Annotated in this window: 15 protein-coding genes; 5 read left to right on the plus strand and 10 right to left on the minus strand. The window is 72.8% G+C overall.

The window, feature by feature from the left end:
• Positions 1-48: 48 nt before the first annotated feature.
• Together tgt and queA are read right to left on the minus strand one after the other, a co-directional pair.
• Entirely contained in the window at positions 49-1,176 is a 1,128-nt protein-coding gene (gene tgt / locus ACYU7H_RS02455) for a tRNA guanosine(34) transglycosylase Tgt (RefSeq protein WP_460812207.1), read from the minus strand.
• A 39-nt stretch (positions 1,177-1,215) separates the two neighbouring features.
• Positions 1,216-2,274, minus strand: coding sequence for a tRNA preQ1(34) S-adenosylmethionine ribosyltransferase-isomerase QueA (queA, locus tag ACYU7H_RS02460; RefSeq protein WP_460812209.1), 1,059 nt, complete (start codon positions 2,272-2,274; stop codon positions 1,216-1,218).
• Between the two features lie 246 nt (positions 2,275-2,520).
• Here queA and ACYU7H_RS02465 point away from each other — a divergent pair, with 246 nt between their 5' ends.
• Positions 2,521-4,020 carry an aminotransferase class III-fold pyridoxal phosphate-dependent enzyme gene (locus ACYU7H_RS02465; RefSeq protein ID WP_460812211.1) on the plus strand — a complete coding sequence of 500 codons (1,500 nt, stop codon included), beginning with the start codon at positions 2,521-2,523 and terminating at the stop codon, positions 4,018-4,020.
• A 67-nt stretch (positions 4,021-4,087) separates the two neighbouring features.
• Here the strand turns inward: ACYU7H_RS02465 and ACYU7H_RS02470 are convergent, their stop codons facing one another.
• From ACYU7H_RS02470 to rsmD, 7 genes are all read right to left on the minus strand, one after another.
• On the minus strand, positions 4,088-4,831 hold the full coding sequence (locus ACYU7H_RS02470) for a hypothetical protein (RefSeq protein WP_460812213.1): 744 nt from the start codon (positions 4,829-4,831) through the stop codon (positions 4,088-4,090).
• The gene (locus tag ACYU7H_RS02475) at positions 4,828-5,718 is read right to left on the minus strand and encodes an MBL fold metallo-hydrolase (RefSeq protein ID WP_460812215.1); all 891 of its coding nucleotides are present in this window, start codon (positions 5,716-5,718) and stop codon (positions 4,828-4,830) included. Before ACYU7H_RS02475 ends, ACYU7H_RS02470 begins: the two co-directional genes overlap by 4 nt.
• A gap of 43 nt (positions 5,719-5,761) precedes the next feature.
• Positions 5,762-7,486 carry a gamma-glutamyltransferase gene (gene ggt, locus ACYU7H_RS02480; protein ID WP_460812216.1) on the minus strand — a complete coding sequence of 575 codons (1,725 nt, stop codon included), beginning with the start codon at positions 7,484-7,486 and terminating at the stop codon, positions 5,762-5,764.
• 37 nt (positions 7,487-7,523) lie between these two features.
• Positions 7,524-7,787, minus strand: coding sequence for a YfhL family 4Fe-4S dicluster ferredoxin (locus ACYU7H_RS02485; RefSeq protein ID WP_460812217.1), 264 nt, complete (start codon positions 7,785-7,787; stop codon positions 7,524-7,526).
• A 63-nt stretch (positions 7,788-7,850) separates the two neighbouring features.
• A complete protein-coding gene (locus ACYU7H_RS02490) occupies positions 7,851-8,474 on the minus strand; it encodes a hypothetical protein (RefSeq protein WP_460812219.1) in 624 nt (207 codons plus the stop codon).
• Between the two features lie 73 nt (positions 8,475-8,547).
• Entirely contained in the window at positions 8,548-9,051 is a 504-nt protein-coding gene (gene coaD / locus ACYU7H_RS02495; protein WP_460812220.1) for a pantetheine-phosphate adenylyltransferase, read from the minus strand.
• On the minus strand, positions 9,048-9,698 hold the full coding sequence (gene rsmD / locus ACYU7H_RS02500; protein WP_460812221.1) for a 16S rRNA (guanine(966)-N(2))-methyltransferase RsmD: 651 nt from the start codon (positions 9,696-9,698) through the stop codon (positions 9,048-9,050). Before rsmD ends, coaD begins: the two co-directional genes overlap by 4 nt.
• An 80-nt stretch (positions 9,699-9,778) precedes the next feature.
• Between rsmD and ftsY the strand changes: the two genes are divergently transcribed.
• From ftsY to ACYU7H_RS02520, 4 genes are read left to right on the plus strand one after another with little or no spacing between them, the layout of a single operon-like run.
• A complete protein-coding gene (gene ftsY / locus ACYU7H_RS02505) occupies positions 9,779-10,933 on the plus strand; it encodes a signal recognition particle-docking protein FtsY (protein ID WP_460812223.1) in 1,155 nt (384 codons plus the stop codon).
• Between the two features lie 4 nt (positions 10,934-10,937).
• Positions 10,938-12,281 (plus strand): AsmA family protein, encoded by a 1,344-nt coding sequence (locus ACYU7H_RS02510; RefSeq protein WP_460812225.1) that lies wholly within the window; start codon positions 10,938-10,940, stop codon positions 12,279-12,281.
• Positions 12,274-13,377, plus strand: coding sequence for an A/G-specific adenine glycosylase (gene mutY / locus ACYU7H_RS02515; RefSeq protein ID WP_460812227.1), 1,104 nt, complete (start codon positions 12,274-12,276; stop codon positions 13,375-13,377). Before ACYU7H_RS02510 ends, mutY begins: the two co-directional genes overlap by 8 nt.
• Positions 13,378-13,403: 26 nt before the next feature.
• On the plus strand, positions 13,404-13,682 hold the full coding sequence (locus tag ACYU7H_RS02520) for an oxidative damage protection protein (protein ID WP_460812229.1): 279 nt from the start codon (positions 13,404-13,406) through the stop codon (positions 13,680-13,682).
• An 11-nt stretch (positions 13,683-13,693) separates the two neighbouring features.
• Here the strand turns inward: ACYU7H_RS02520 and ACYU7H_RS02525 are convergent, their stop codons facing one another.
• Positions 13,694-14,122, minus strand: a complete 429-nt coding sequence (locus tag ACYU7H_RS02525) for a DUF6491 family protein (RefSeq protein WP_460812230.1) — start codon at positions 14,120-14,122, stop codon at positions 13,694-13,696.
• Between the last annotated feature and the right edge of the window lie 53 nt (positions 14,123-14,175).

Genomic DNA, 14,175 nt, shown 5'->3' on the forward strand with positions numbered 1-14,175 from the left:
AGCGAATACGGCCCACCAGGCCGGGGCGTCTATCCGTAAGCCGAAGAATCAGCTCTCGGCTTTTGCGGCGTGAAAGGCGGCGCGGAAGTCGGCGAAGCGGCCTTCGGCGATGGCGGCGCGGATGCCGGCCATCAGCTGCTGGTAGTGCCACAGGTTGTGCAGCGTGCCGAGGATGGGGCCGAGCATCTCGTTGCAGCGGTCGAGGTGGCGCAGGTACGAGCGCGAGAAGCCGCCGGCGCAGGCCGGGCAGCCGCAGCCCTCCTCGATCGGGCGCAGGTCCTTCCCGTACCTGGCGTTGCGGATGCGGACCGTGCCGGTGGAGGTGAAGTAATGGCCGTTGCGGCCGTTCCGCGTGGGCATCACGCAGTCGAACATGTCCACCCCGCGCGCCACCGCCTCGACGATGTCCGACGGCGTGCCGACGCCCATCAGGTAGCGCGGACGGTCGCGCGGCAACTGCGGATCCAGGTGCTCGAGCATCGCGTTGCGCTCGGACTCCGGCTCGCCGACCGCCAGGCCGCCGATCGCGTAGCCGTCGAAGCCGATGGCCTGCAGGCCGTCGGCCGACCGCGAGCGCAGGCCGGAGAACATGCCGCCCTGCACGATGCCGAACAGCGCGGCGTCGTTGCCCTCGTGCGCGCGCTTCGAGCGCTCCGCCCAGCGCAGGCTGAGTTCCATCGAGCGGCGGGCGACGTCCTCGCTGGCCGGCTGGCCGTCCACCAGGTAGGGCGTGCATTCGTCGAAGATCATCACGATGTCCGAGTCGAGCACGCGCTGGATGCGCATGCTCTCCTCGGGGCCGAGGAACACCGTGCTGCCGTCGGTGGGCGCCTGGAACCGCACGCCCTCCTCCGTGATCTTCCGCCTGTGCGCGAGCGAGAAGACCTGGAAGCCGCCCGAGTCGGTGAGGATCGGCCCGTCCCAGCGCGCGAAGCCGTGCAACCCGCCGTGCGCCTCGATCACGTCGAGGCCCGGACGCAGGTAGAGGTGGAAGGTGTTGCCGAGGATGATCTCCGCGCCGAGGCCCTTGATCTGCGCCGGCAGCACGCCCTTGACCGAGCCATAGGTGCCGACCGGCATGAAGGCGGGCGTCTCGACGGTGCCGCGCGGGAACGCGAGGCGGCCGCGCCGGGCGGCGCCGTCGGTGGCGAGCAGGTCGAACTGCATCCTGGACATCGGGCGGGGTCGTTTCGCGGGGCGGCGTAGTGTCGCGGATCAGGCCTCCGCGTGCGCGCCAGGCGGTGGATTGGGCCACAGCAGCATGGCGTCGCCGTAGCTGAAGAAGCGGTAGCGCGCCTCGACCGCGTGGCGGTAGGCATCGAACACGCGCTCCTTGCCGGCGAACGCAGACACCATCATCAGCAGGGTGCTCTCGGGCAGGTGGAAGTTGGTCAGCAGCGCGTCGACGCTGCGGATCCGGTAGCCCGGCAGGATGAAGATCCGCGTCTCCCCGGCGAACGGCCGCAGCATGCCGTCCTGTCCCGTGGCCGCCTCCAGCGCGCGCACCACCGTCGTCCCGACCGCGACGACGCGCCCGCCCGCCGCGCGCGTGCGGCGCACCTGCTCGACCAGGCCCGCACCCACGTTGAGCCACTCGCTGTGCATGCGGTGCTCGCCGAGGTCGTCGACGCGGACCGGCTGGAACGTCCCGGCGCCCACGTGCAGCGTGACGTGCCCGAAGTCGACGCCGGCCGCGCGCAGCGCCTCCAGCAGCGGCACGTCGAAGTGCAGGCCCGCAGTCGGGGCGGCGACCGCACCGGCCTCGCGGGCGAACACCGTCTGGTAGCGCTCGGCGTCCTCCGCGCCGGGGGCCCGCCGGATGTAGGGCGGAAGCGGCAGCCGGCCGGTTTCCTGCAGCCAGGCCTCGAGTTCGCCGGGTACGTCGAAGCGGACGCGGTAGAACTCGCCATCGCGGCCGAGCACCTCCGCCTCTCCACCACCCTCGAACTCGATCCGGCCGCCCGCCTTCGGCGACTTGCTCGCGCCCACCTGCACGCGCGCCTCGTTGCCGGGCAGCAGGCGCTCGACCAGCACCTCGACCCGGCCGCCGCTTTCGCGCTTGCGGCCGACCAGCCGCGCCGGGATCACCCGCGTGTCGTTGAACACCAGCAGGTCGCCCGCACGGAGCAGGCGCGGCAGGTCGCGCACGCCGAGGTCCTCGAACGGGGCGTCGCCAGGAGGCACATGCAGCAGCCGGCTGGCCGAGCGCTCGGCCAGTGGGGCCTGCGCGATCAGTTCCTGGGGCAGCTCGAAGCGGAAATCTGACTTCTTCAATGGCTTGGACGCGTGCGCGTGCGCGGCTGTGGCGGGGCCGGGGATTGTCGCGCAGACGCCGGAGACGGACGATCCCGGCACCCCATGCCGCCGCGACGGCGGCGTGGTAGAATCCCGCAACCAGTTGAATTGGCTGGAGATACACCCCCTGAAGGGACCTTGCCGGCCCGCGCGACCGCAACCGCGCGGGTCTGTCTTTTTCTGGCGGGTGCGTCCTCCGGCCCACGACCGCGGGAGACGCCATCCATGACCCAGCACGACCTGCTCGCCCCCCTCGCCCCGCTGCGCTCGCGCAAGGGCGCGCGCCGGACCGTCGGCCTCGACGACGCCGTGCTCGCGACGTTCGCCGACGACGCCGACCTGCGCGGCGCGATCGCCGCCGCCGCCGCGGAATACGCGCGCCTGGAGGGCGAATTCGCCGACCTGCTCGACCAGGACGAGGACGCGCAGACGCAGGCCGCGCAGTCCGGCTACGTCAACTTCTACCCGGACGACGCGGTGAACCCGTACATCGCGCTCGCCGCCCGCGGCCCCTGGATCGTCACGCTCAAGGGCGCGGTGCTCCACGACTCCGGCGGCTACGGGATGCTCGGCTTCGGCCACGCCCCCGAGGACGTGATCGATGCGATGGCGCGCCCGCAGGCGATGGCCAACATCATGACGCCGAGCCTGTCGCAGCTGCGCTTCTCGACCATGATCCGCGAGGCCATCGGCCTTGGACGCGAGTGCCCGTACGCGAAGTTCTTCTGCCTCAACTCCGGCTCGGAATCGGTCACCCTGGCCGCGCGCATCGCCGACGCGAACGCCAAGGCGAACACCGACCCGGGCGCGCGCCACGCGGGCCGCACGATCAAGCGCGTGGTGGTCAAGGGCGGCTTCCACGGCCGCACCGACCGCCCGGCCCTGTACTCGGACTCGACCCGCAGGACCTACCTGCAGCACCTGGCCAGCTATCGCGGCGAGGACAGCGTGATCGCGGTCCCGCCGTACGACATCGCGGCGCTGGAGAAGGTCTTCGCCGACGCCGAGTCGAACGGCTGGTTCATCGAGGCGATGTTCCTCGAGCCGGTGATGGGCGAAGGCGACCCGGGCCGCAGCGTGCCGCGCGACTTCTACGACGCCGCGCGCCGGCTGACGAAGGACCACGGCACCCTGCTGCTGGTCGACTCGATCCAGGCCGGCCTGCGCGCCAACGGCGTGCTGTCGATCGTCGACTACCCCGGTTTCGAGGGTGCCGAGGCGCCGGACATGGAGACCTACTCCAAGGCCCTCAACGCCGGCCAGTACCCGCTGAGCGTGCTGGCGGTGAACGCCGCCACCGCGGCGATGTACCGCAAGGGCCTGTACGGCAACACGATGACCTCCAACCCGCGCGCGCTCGACGTCGCGTGCGCGGTCCTGTCGCGCGTGACGCCGGCCCTGCGGGAGAACATCCGCGCGCGCGGCGCCGAGGCGGTCGACAAGCTCGAGAAGCTGAAGGCCGAGCTTGGCGGCCTGATCACCAAGGTCCAGGGCACCGGCCTGCTGTTCTCCTGCGAGCTGTCGCCGGAGTTCAAGTGCTACGGCGCGGGCTCGACCGAGGAGTGGCTGCGCGAGCGCGGCATCGGCGTGATCCACGGCGGCGTCAACTCGCTGCGCTTCACACCGACCTTCGACATCACCAGCGAGGAGATCGACCTGCTGGTGGGCATGGTCAAGCGCGCGCTGCTGGATGGTCCGCGGCAGAAGCAGGCGGCGGCCGCCTGATCCCGAGGGACATCGTCGCGACACGAGGAAGGCCGGGGCGACCCGGCCTTTTCCATGCGCCGAACCGTCAGCGCCGGCGCGCGACCGCGATGCCCAGCAGGGCGAGCACGCCCAGGGCCAGCAGCGCGACGCGCCAGTCGAGCCAGCCGACGCCGCTCACGACCCGGGCTTCCTCCATCGCCGGCACGTCGGGACCGCCAGGCCTCGCCGGCACCCCGGGCGCCAGGCGCCACGTGCCGTCGTCCAGCACGATGCGTCCCGCAAGCGGCGGCAGGTGCAGTGCCTGCCAGGTGATCCGCAGGTCGCCCACCTCCGGGGCCTGCGGATTGGCGGCGGTGCCGAGCCCGTCCCCCTCCGGCTGGAACGTCGCGGACATGTTGCCCGGCAACGACGCGAAATCGGGGCGAAGCGGGCGCCATTCCCCGAGCGCCAGCAGCGCCTCCCGCGCAAGTGGCCGGCCGTCCACGCGCACCTCCGCGATCCACTCCCTGGAGGGAATCGGGAAGTCCGGATTGGCGCGTCCGTCCGGGTGGCCGGCGTCGTCGACGGGTGCATCGGCCCACGTCCGCGCGTATCCGCCGCCCGCGCGGCGCCACTGCAGCATCGCCACGGCGCGACGCAGGCCATGCCGCTTCGTCTCGACGCCGAATTCGGGATCCTTCGGGGCGGCCACGTTCATCGGCTCGCCCGGTTCCACGACCGGTCCGGCGACCGGTGGCGAGGACGCGGCCTGCGCGACGGTCGCGAAGGCGAGGGCGGCGACGCACGCGCACCACGCGCCGACCCGCGGCGCGCCGGTAAGGCCGATCACGCGGCCAGCGCCCTGGCGTGCAGCTCGGCCACCTCGTGCGAGGTGCCGAACCGCCCCTTGTCGTCGCGCACGACCTGCGCGAGCGCGACCTCCGGGTCGTGGGTGAAATACAGGTGCACGTTGCGGCGCAGCTTGTCCTCCAGGAACTCGCGCTTCTCGTCGATGAGCAGTTCCGCGTTGCGGTCGTAGCCCATGGTGATCGGCACGTGCACCCAGGGACGGCCGGGGATCAGGTCCGCGCAGAACACGACGCCGCCGTGCGCCTCGCCGTCCACGCACTCGGGGCCGACGATCTCCGCCAGCATCAGCCCCGGCGTGTGCCCGTCGCTGTAGTGGAAGCGGACGCTGTCGCCGAGCGCGCGCGAGTGCGCGCCGTCGACGAGCTCCAGCCGACGGCTGCGCTCGAGCAGGCCGGGCAGCTCGGGAATGAAGCTGGCGCGATCGCGCGGGTGCGGATCGCGCGCGCGGTCCCAGCAGGCGGCGCTGACCAGGTAGGTCGCGTTCGGGAACAGGAGTGCCGGTGCCTCGCCCTCGCGCCACGGCGCGAGCAGCCCGCCCGCGTGGTCGAAGTGGAGGTGGCTGAGCACGACCACGTCGATGTCCTCGTGCGAGAAGCCGGCCTCGCGCATGGAATCGAGCAGCACGTGGCGGTCCTCGACCACCCCGTAGCGCTCGCGCAGCTTCGGTTCGAAGAACGCGCCGATGCCGGTCTCGAACAGCACGGTCTTGCCGGCGAGCGGCTTCGCGAGCAGCGCGCGGCAGGCCAGGTCGATGCGGTTCTGGTCGTCGGGCGACGACCAGCGCGACCAGAGCGCGCGCGGCGCGTTGCCGAACATCGCGCCGCCATCGAGCTTCTGCGAATTGCCGCGGATCGACCAGAGCTTCATGCGCCGATTCTACCGCCGCGCCCGGCGGGCCGGCGTCGCCGGTTCAGGGTGCGCGGGGCGCGATCCGGGCCTTGCCGACGGGGTTGCGCGGATCGGTGCCGGCGCGCAGCACGCCCGTCCCGCGGTCCCATTCCACGGCCTGCATGTTGCCCCAGGTGTCCTCGCCGGCACTGACGGCATGCCCCATCGCCTCCAGGGCAGCCACGACCCCGGGGTCGAAGGCGGCGGGCTCCGCCGAGATCGCGTCCGGCAGCCACTGGTGGTGGTAGCGCGGCAGCGCGACGACGGCGTCGGCATCGAGCCCGGCATCGAAACCGAGGATGCCGATCAGCACCTGGGTGATGATCCGGCTGCCGCCCGGCGCGCCGAGGATGGCGACGCGGTCGGCCGACTCGATCCAGGTCGGCGTCATCGAACTGAGCATCCGCTTGCCCGGCGCGACCGCGTTCGCCTCGAAGCCCATCACCCCGAACGCGTTCGGCGTGCCGGGCCTCAGGGCGAAATCATCCATCTCGTTGTTGAGCAGCACGCCGGTGCCCGGCGCGACCATGCCCGAGCCGTAGAGCAGGTTCACCGTCTGCGTCGTCGACACGCGGTTGCCTTCGGCGTCGATGATCGAGAAGTGCGTGGTCTCCTCGTCCTCGAGCGGTGCGGGCTGCCCGGGCAGCAGGGCGCTGGGCGTCGCGCGCTCCGGATGGATCGTCGCGCGCAGTCCCGCCGCGTAGGCCGGATGCACCAGCCGCTCGACGGGGACCTCGACGAAGTCCGGGTCGCCCAGGTAGATCGTGCGGTCGCGGTACGCGCGGCGCATCGCCTCGACGACCAGGTGCGTGCGCGGCGCGGGCGCCATGGCCTGCAGGTCCCACCCTTCCAGCACCTGCAGCATCTGCGCCAGCGCCACGCCACCGGAGGATGGCGGTGGCGCGGTCGTGACCCGCCAGCCGCGGTAGTCGAAGACGACCGGCGCGCGCTCGCGGACGCGGTACCCGGCGAGGTCGTCGCCGGTCCAGCGACCGCCCTCGGCGGCGACGGCGTCGAGCAGCAGCCGGGCGGTCTCGCCGCGGTAGAAACCGTCGAACCCGTCGGCCGCCAGGCGCTCGAGCGTGCGCGCCAGGTCCGGCTGCCGCAGCACCTCGCCGGCCCGTGGCGGATCGCCGTCGGCCAGCAGCAGCGCGCGCGTTCCCGGAAACCGCTCGAGGACCGCGGCCTTCGACGCGTAGCCCCGCTCCAGGCGCGGGTAGATCTCGAAGCCGTCGCGCGCGATGCGGATCGCGGGCGCGAGCGACCGTGAAAGGGGCAACCGGCCGTAGTTGTCGGCCAGGTGCACCAGCGCGGCGGGCAGGCCCGGGATGCCGGCGGACCACGGCCCGGTGGTGGCGCGGGTGCGGTCGAGTTCGCCGTCCGCGTCGAGGAACGCTTCGGGCGTCGCCGAGGCGGGTGCGGTCTCGCGCGCGTCCAGGAAGATGTCGCGACCGCGCGACGCGTCGTGCAGCAGGAAGAAGCCGCCGCCACCGATGCCCGAACTGATGGGTTCGACGACCGACAGCGTGGACGACACGGCGATCGCCGCGTCGAAGGCGTTGCCACCCTGGGCGAGGATCTCGAAGCCCGCGTCGGTCGCCAGTGCGTGAGCGCTCGCGATCGCCGCGCCGGGCGGAACGGGTTCGGCGACCGGCTCGGCACGGTTGGCGTCGCCTCCCGTGGCGATGCCGCTGCCCGCGCATGCCGCCAGCACCACGGCGAACGCCGTGGCAAGGAGCGATGCCATCGCGCGCGAGGCACGGCCGCGCGAAGCCGCCGCGGACTCAGCCGCCCGCCGCATCACGCTTCCTCAGGTTCGCGAGCTTCGCCAGCAGCTGCACTTCGGTTTCCGGGTGTTCGGGGTCCGGATCGATGCACTCGACCGGGCAGACGACGACGCACTGCGGCTCGTCGTAGTGGCCGACGCACTCGGTGCACAGCGCCGGATCGATCACGTAGATGGTCTCGCCCTGCGCGATCGCCTTGTTGGGGCAGACCGGTTCGCAGACGTCGCAGTTGACGCAGGTTTCGTTGATCCGGAGCGACATCGCGTGGGGCCGGCGCCGCTGCGAGCCCGCCCCGCGCGATCGCGGGGCGGGCCGTTGCAGCGCTTACTTCGCCTCGACGAACACGTAGGTGACGCCGCTCGGGCCGACGGCCGTACGGACGCGCTCGCCGTCCGCGGCCTCGCCGATGAACAGCACGCGCACGCCCTTCATGGCGTCGGCCTCGACGCCCTCGAAGGCCGCGACGGCCAGGTCGCCGGCCACCGAGGAATCCGGCGACGCGAAGGCGAGCATGTTGCCCGGCAGGATGCCGCGCGCGATGTCCTCCTTGGCCTTGTCGAGCAGGCGCGCGTAGTCGCTGCTGCCCTCGGCGAGCGTGGCCGCCTGGTCGGCGCCGGCGTCCGCTTCCCCGCCGGCGGCGGCCGTGGCGTCGGCGCCCGCTTCAGCGCCGGCCTCGGCATCGTCGGCCGCGGTGGCGTCCGCACCCGACTCGGCCGTGGCCGGCAGGTAGTAGACGTACGGGCTGTTGGTGACGTCGCCGAGGTTGCGGCGCACGACGTCGGTCACGTAGGCCTGCCAGCCGGCCTCGTCGGCCGGATCGGTCGGCGCGCTGAGCGGCGCCTTGGCGGCCGCCGCCGCGGCGGCGGCCTCGTCGGCCTCCTTGTCCTGGCACGCGACGACGGTCGTGGCCAGCAGGGCGGCGAACAGGACGCGGATGGTTGTCTTCATGGTGTTCCCCCGGGTTGGTGCGTTGTCGAAAACCTGGATGTGCATGCCGGCCGTCCGCTGGACGGTCGCCGGATCATGCGCTCGTGCGCTGCCATTCGGCCTGCAGCGCCTCGGCCACCGCCGCCGGCACGAACCCGGCGACGTCCCCGCCCAGGCGCGCGATCTCGCGCACCAGCGAGGAGGAAATGTAGCTGTATTGCTCGGCCGGCGTGAGGAACAGCGTCTCGACCTCGGGGATGAGGTGGCGGTTCATGCTCGCCAGCTGGAACTCGTACTCGAAGTCGGACACCGCCCGCAGGCCCCGCAGCAGCACCCCGGCGCCGACCTCGCGCGCGAAATGCGCGAGCAGCGAATCGAAACCCCGCACCTCGACATTGCCCACGTGCGAGAGCGCGGCACGGGCCAGTTCGACGCGGGACCCGAGGGCCAGGGCAGGACCCTTCGACGGGCTTTCCGCCACACCCACCACCAGCCGCTCGAACAGCGGCGCGGCACGCTCGACGAGGTCGACGTGGCCATTGGTGATCGGGTCGAAAGTGCCCGGGTAGACCGCGATGCGGGAACGCGTGGCGCTCATTGGGCGGCGTCGGAGGGCGATTCGGGAGCCGGCGCAAGTGTATCAGCGGGTCCTGCCCCGCCTGCGTCCCGTCGGTACAGGGCATGCCGGGTGTCCCGCGTCGCACCTTCCCGGTGCAGCCGCCAGCCGGGGGTCGACGGCACGTTGCCGGGGGGCGACTCGAGGTAGAGCCAGGCATCCCGCTCGAGCCACGGGCCGAGGCGCTCGATGGCGGGCTGCCAGGCACCGGCCTCGAAAGGCGGATCGAGGAACACCACGTCGAACCGGCCATGGATCGGCGCGCCGAGGAACGCGATCGCGTCCGCGCGGTGGACGTGCACCGCGTCGCCGCAACCGAGCCTGTCGACGACGCCCCGCAAGGTTTCATGCGCGACGGGGTCGCGCTCGACCAGATGCGCTTCGCGTGCACCCCGCGAGACCGCCTCGAGTCCCAGCGCCCCCGAGCCGGCGAACAGGTCCAGCACGCGCGCGCCCGGCAGCACCGGCGCGAGCCAGTTGAACAGGGTCTCGCGCACGCGGTCCGGCGTGGGCCGCAGGCCCTCGACGGGGAGCACCTCCAGTCGCGTCCCGCGCCAGCGCCCGCCGATGATGCGGACCACGCCCGCCGCGCGGCCTTTCGGCACGGCCTGCGCGCGCCTTCGACTCATCGGGAGGCTTCCGGGGCGGGTGCTAGCATGGCGGCATTCTCGCGCATTCCCGCGCCACCGCCCTCCCCCGAGCCGTCGCGATGGTCAGCTTTTTCCGCAGAAGGAAGCCGGAGGCGACCGCGCCGGCGAAGGACGACGCCGCAAGGCGCATGAGCGTGGAAGAGCTTGCCGCGGCCTTTCCGTCCGCGCCCGCCACCGCCCAGGGGAAGGAGGCCGCGAGCGCCGAGGACACGTCCGCGCCGGCGACGCCCGCGGAGGCACCCGCCGGCGACGCAGTGGCCGGGTCCGGCGCGGAGGCGACGCCGGCGGCATCCGGCCGCCCCGGTTGGCGCGAGCGGCTGCGCGGCAGTGCGTTCGCGAAGAGCCTCGGCGGACTGTTCTCGCGCAACCCGCGCCTGGACGACGACCTGCTCGACGAGATCGAGACCGCGCTGCTCACGGCCGACGTCGGCGTCACCGCGACGACCGCGCTCGTCGAGGACCTGCGCAGGCGCATGAAGGCCCGCGAATTCGCGGATGCCGCCGGTCTGCTCTCGGCCTTGCGCGGCGCGCTCGTCGACCTGCTGCGGCCCGTGGCCGTGCCACTGGAGATCCGCGCCGATGCGCGCCCGTTCGTGCTGCTGGCCGTGGGCGTCAACGGCGTCGGCAAGACGACGACGATCGGCAAGCTCGCGCGGCGCTACAGGGACGCCGGGCACACGCTGATGCTGGCCGCGGGCGACACCTTCCGCGCCGCGGCCGTTGCCCAGCTCCAGGCCTGGGGCGAGCGCAACGGCGTGCCCGTGGTGGCGCAGGGACAGAACGCGGACGCCGCCTCCGTCGCCTTCGACGCGCTGCAGGCTGCAAGGGCGCGGGGGACGCAGGTCCTCATCGCCGACACGGCCGGCCGCCTGCACACGCAGCAGGGCCTGATGGCTGAACTGGGCAAGATCCGGCGGGTCCTGCAGAAGCTCGACCCGGAGGCGCCGCACGAGGTGCTGATGGTGGTCGACGGCACCACGGGGCAGAACGCGGTCAACCAGGTCCGGCAGTTCCATGCCGCGGTGGGCGTGACCGGACTGGTGGTGACCAAGCTCGACGGCACGGCCAAGGGGGGCGTCGTGTTCGCGCTGGCGCGCGAGTTCGGCATCCCGATCCGGTACGCGGGCATCGGCGAGCGTCCGGAGGACCTGCGCGTGTTCGACGCGGAGGCCTTCGTGGACGCGCTGCTGCCCGAGGCGCTGGGCGCCCCCTGACCCCATGCGCTCCACCGGGTCATCGTCCGAACCCTCCCGCGCGGTGCGCTGGCGGCGCAGGGGACTGCGCGCGGGCGTCGTGGCGCTCGTCCTCCTGCTCGTCGGCCTGCTCGGGCTGCGGGTGCTCCTGCAGCCCGAGCGCGTGGTGCGCATCGCGCTCGAGCAGGCCGGCAACGCGCTCGGGCTGGAGATCACCGCCGCCGGCGCGGGCGAGTACCGGCTCCGTGGCACGCCGATGCTGGTGGCACGCGACGTGGTGGCGCGGGTGCCCGGCACCGAGGCACCGCTGCTGACCGCGGACCGGGTCGCCTTCTCGCTGCCGTGGTCCACCCTGCGCGGCCGGTTCAGGGAGTTCGACTTCACCCGCATCGAGCTCGACGCGCCGGTGCTGGACCTCGCCCGGCTGCAGGCCTGGCGCGAAACGCGGCCCCCCGGCAGCGGGCGGATCGCGACGCTTCGCGAGGGCCTGTCGGTCACGGAGGGGGCGATCGTCGGATCGAGCTGGCGCATCGTCGGCCTCGACTTCGAACTTCCCGTGCTGGAAGAAGGCGGACGCATCGCCGGCCCCGCGCGCGGCACGTGGGAGGTGGGCGCGACGCGCGTGCCGTTCGACCTGCAGGTCGTCATGGCCAGGGCCGCGAGCAGAAGCCCCGTGGGCGCCGCGGGCACGCTGTCGGTGGAACGGCCCGGGTGGTCCGTTCCAGCGCGTGTCGTCCTTTCGGGCGTGCTGCGGATGGGCGACGGGGGCTGGTCGATCGCACCCATGACCCTCTCCGCGCGCGCGCGCCACGTCACGCCGGCCCGCACCACGCCGTTCGTGCTCGGGGTCGCCGGCCCCCTCGTGGCCCGCGAGGGTCGCATCGTGCTCGCGCCGATGGGCGTGGCCCTGCGTCGCATGCCCGGCGGGGACCCCGGAAGCGATCCGGTGCCACGACTCGACGCGCTCGGCGCCCTGCGGATCGAGGACGGCGTCGTGCTCGGCCTGGAAGGCGAGGTGGCCGCCTGGCCGGAGGCCTGGCCGCCGTTGCCCGCACCGCTGTCGGCGTCGTCGGCCCCGCTTCCCTTCGCCCTCGCCTACGACGGCGATACCGGGCTGGGCGACCCGGCGCGACTTCGCCTGCAACGGGAAGACGCGCATTTCGACGGCCGCCTCAGGCTGGCCGACCTGACCGCATGGATCGACGAGGACGGCCGGTGGTCGCCCCTGCCGCCGATCGACGGACGGGCCTCGCTGCCGGTGTTCGAACTCGGCGGCGCGACCCTGCACGGCGTCGAGATCACCGTCGACGACCCCGGGCTCGAAGGCGACGGCAACGACGCGGCGCATGGTCCCCCGACCGATGGCTGACCCGCGGAAGCCGGTGGCGGCGGATGCTCCGTTCGCGGTGCGGCTGCTCGACTGGTTCGACACCCACGGCAGGCACGACCTGCCGTGGCAGCATCCGCGCACGCCGTACCGCGTCTGGCTGAGCGAGATCATGCTGCAGCAGACGCAGGTCTCGGTCGTGGTGCCGTACTTCGAGCAATTCGTCGGGGCCCTGCCCGACGTGCCGGCGCTGGCGGCGGCGCCGCTCGACGAGGTCCTCGCGTTGTGGTCCGGCCTCGGCTACTACGCGCGGGCACGCAACCTGCATGCCGCGGCGAAACGCTGCGTCGAGGTACACGACGGCGACCTCCCGCGCGACCTGGATGCACTCGTCGCGCTGCCGGGCATCGGGCGCAGCACCGCGGCCGCGATCGCATCCCAGGCGTGGCGTGCGCGGGCACCCATCCTCGATGGCAACGTCAAGCGCGTGCTCGCGCGATACCACGGCATCGACGGCTGGCCGGGCTCGGCGGCGGTCGAGAAGCAATTGTGGTCGTTGGCGGATGCGCACGTGGCCGATCCCGCCCTGGCGGATGCCCGCCTGCCCGACTACACCCAGGCCCAGATGGACCTCGGCGCGACGGTGTGCACGCGCCATGCTCCCGCCTGCCCGCGCTGCCCACTGCAACGCGACTGCGTGGCGCACCGGGCGGGCCGAACCGGCGAACTGCCCACGCCACGACCGGCGCGCACCGTGCCGGGACGGGAGGCGACGATCCTGGTGCTTCGCGACCACGAGGGACGGGTGCTGCTCGAACGCCGTCCGCCCTCCGGCATCTGGGGCGGGCTGTGGTCGCTTCCCCAGCTGCCGGACGACGAGGAGGCGCGTGGATGGTTCGCTCGGCACGTGCGCGGTGACTTCGACGCCGCGGTCCGGCTGCCGTCGGTCGAGCACGGGTTCACCCACTTCCGCCTGCGGATGCAACCACTCCTCTGGGACGGGATCGCCCTGCAGGACGCGGTGCGGGACAATCCCGGTCTACGGCCATTCGCCATGCCCCGGATCGCAGCGCTGGGACTGCCCGCGCCGATCCGCCGGCTGCTCCACGCGCCGCATGTCGCGGCCGCGGGTGGCTGACCCCGGACCACACAGGAGGAAACGCGATGCCGCGTGAAGTGTTCTGCCAGCACGAGGGTGCGCGCGCCGAAGGCCTGGATTTCATCCCGTGGCCCGGGCCGCTGGGCAAGCGCATCTACGAAAACATCGGCAAGCGCGCCTGGGCCGCGTGGCTTGCGCACCAGACGATGTTGATCAACGAGCACCGCCTGTCGCCGATGAACCCGGACCACCGTGCCCGGCTGGAACGCGAGATGGTCGCGTTCCTCTTCGAAGGTGGCGCGGACAAGCCCGCAGGCTACGTGCCCGAAGCGCCTGCGGGCTGACGCCGCGCCCCTCAGCCTTCCCCGCGTTCCGCGGCCCGGATCGCGGGCACGTCCAGCGGGCGGATCACCTGGATCCGGCAGGGGATCTGCAGCGGCGCGGACGGCGAGACGACGCGCACCGAGTCGAACCCGGCGCTGATGTTCGGCCCGCTGCCGTCGAACACGATCGAATGCGCGTACTCGAGTTCGTCGCACCGGCTGCCCAGCTCGAGCAGGTAGGCGCGCGCCGGGCTCGTCCACACGACCAGGTTGCGGTCGCCCAGGTAGGTCCAGTTGTCGATCGACCGCGAGAACGGGATGGTGCTGACCGGCGCGCCCGCATGGGCCCGGTGGAGCTCGAGCCGCGCGTCGCGTGCGGCGTCGCGGGCCTCGTCACCGGTGGTGGCGCAACCGGACACGGCGAAAAGGATCGCGACGGTGATTGGGATGGTTCGGGACATGGGACCTCCGGTCGGTGGGCGGTGCACTGGTCGTACTACGGCGAAGCGCGGCC

The sequence above is a fragment of the Luteimonas pelagia genome, from assembly GCF_054776035.1.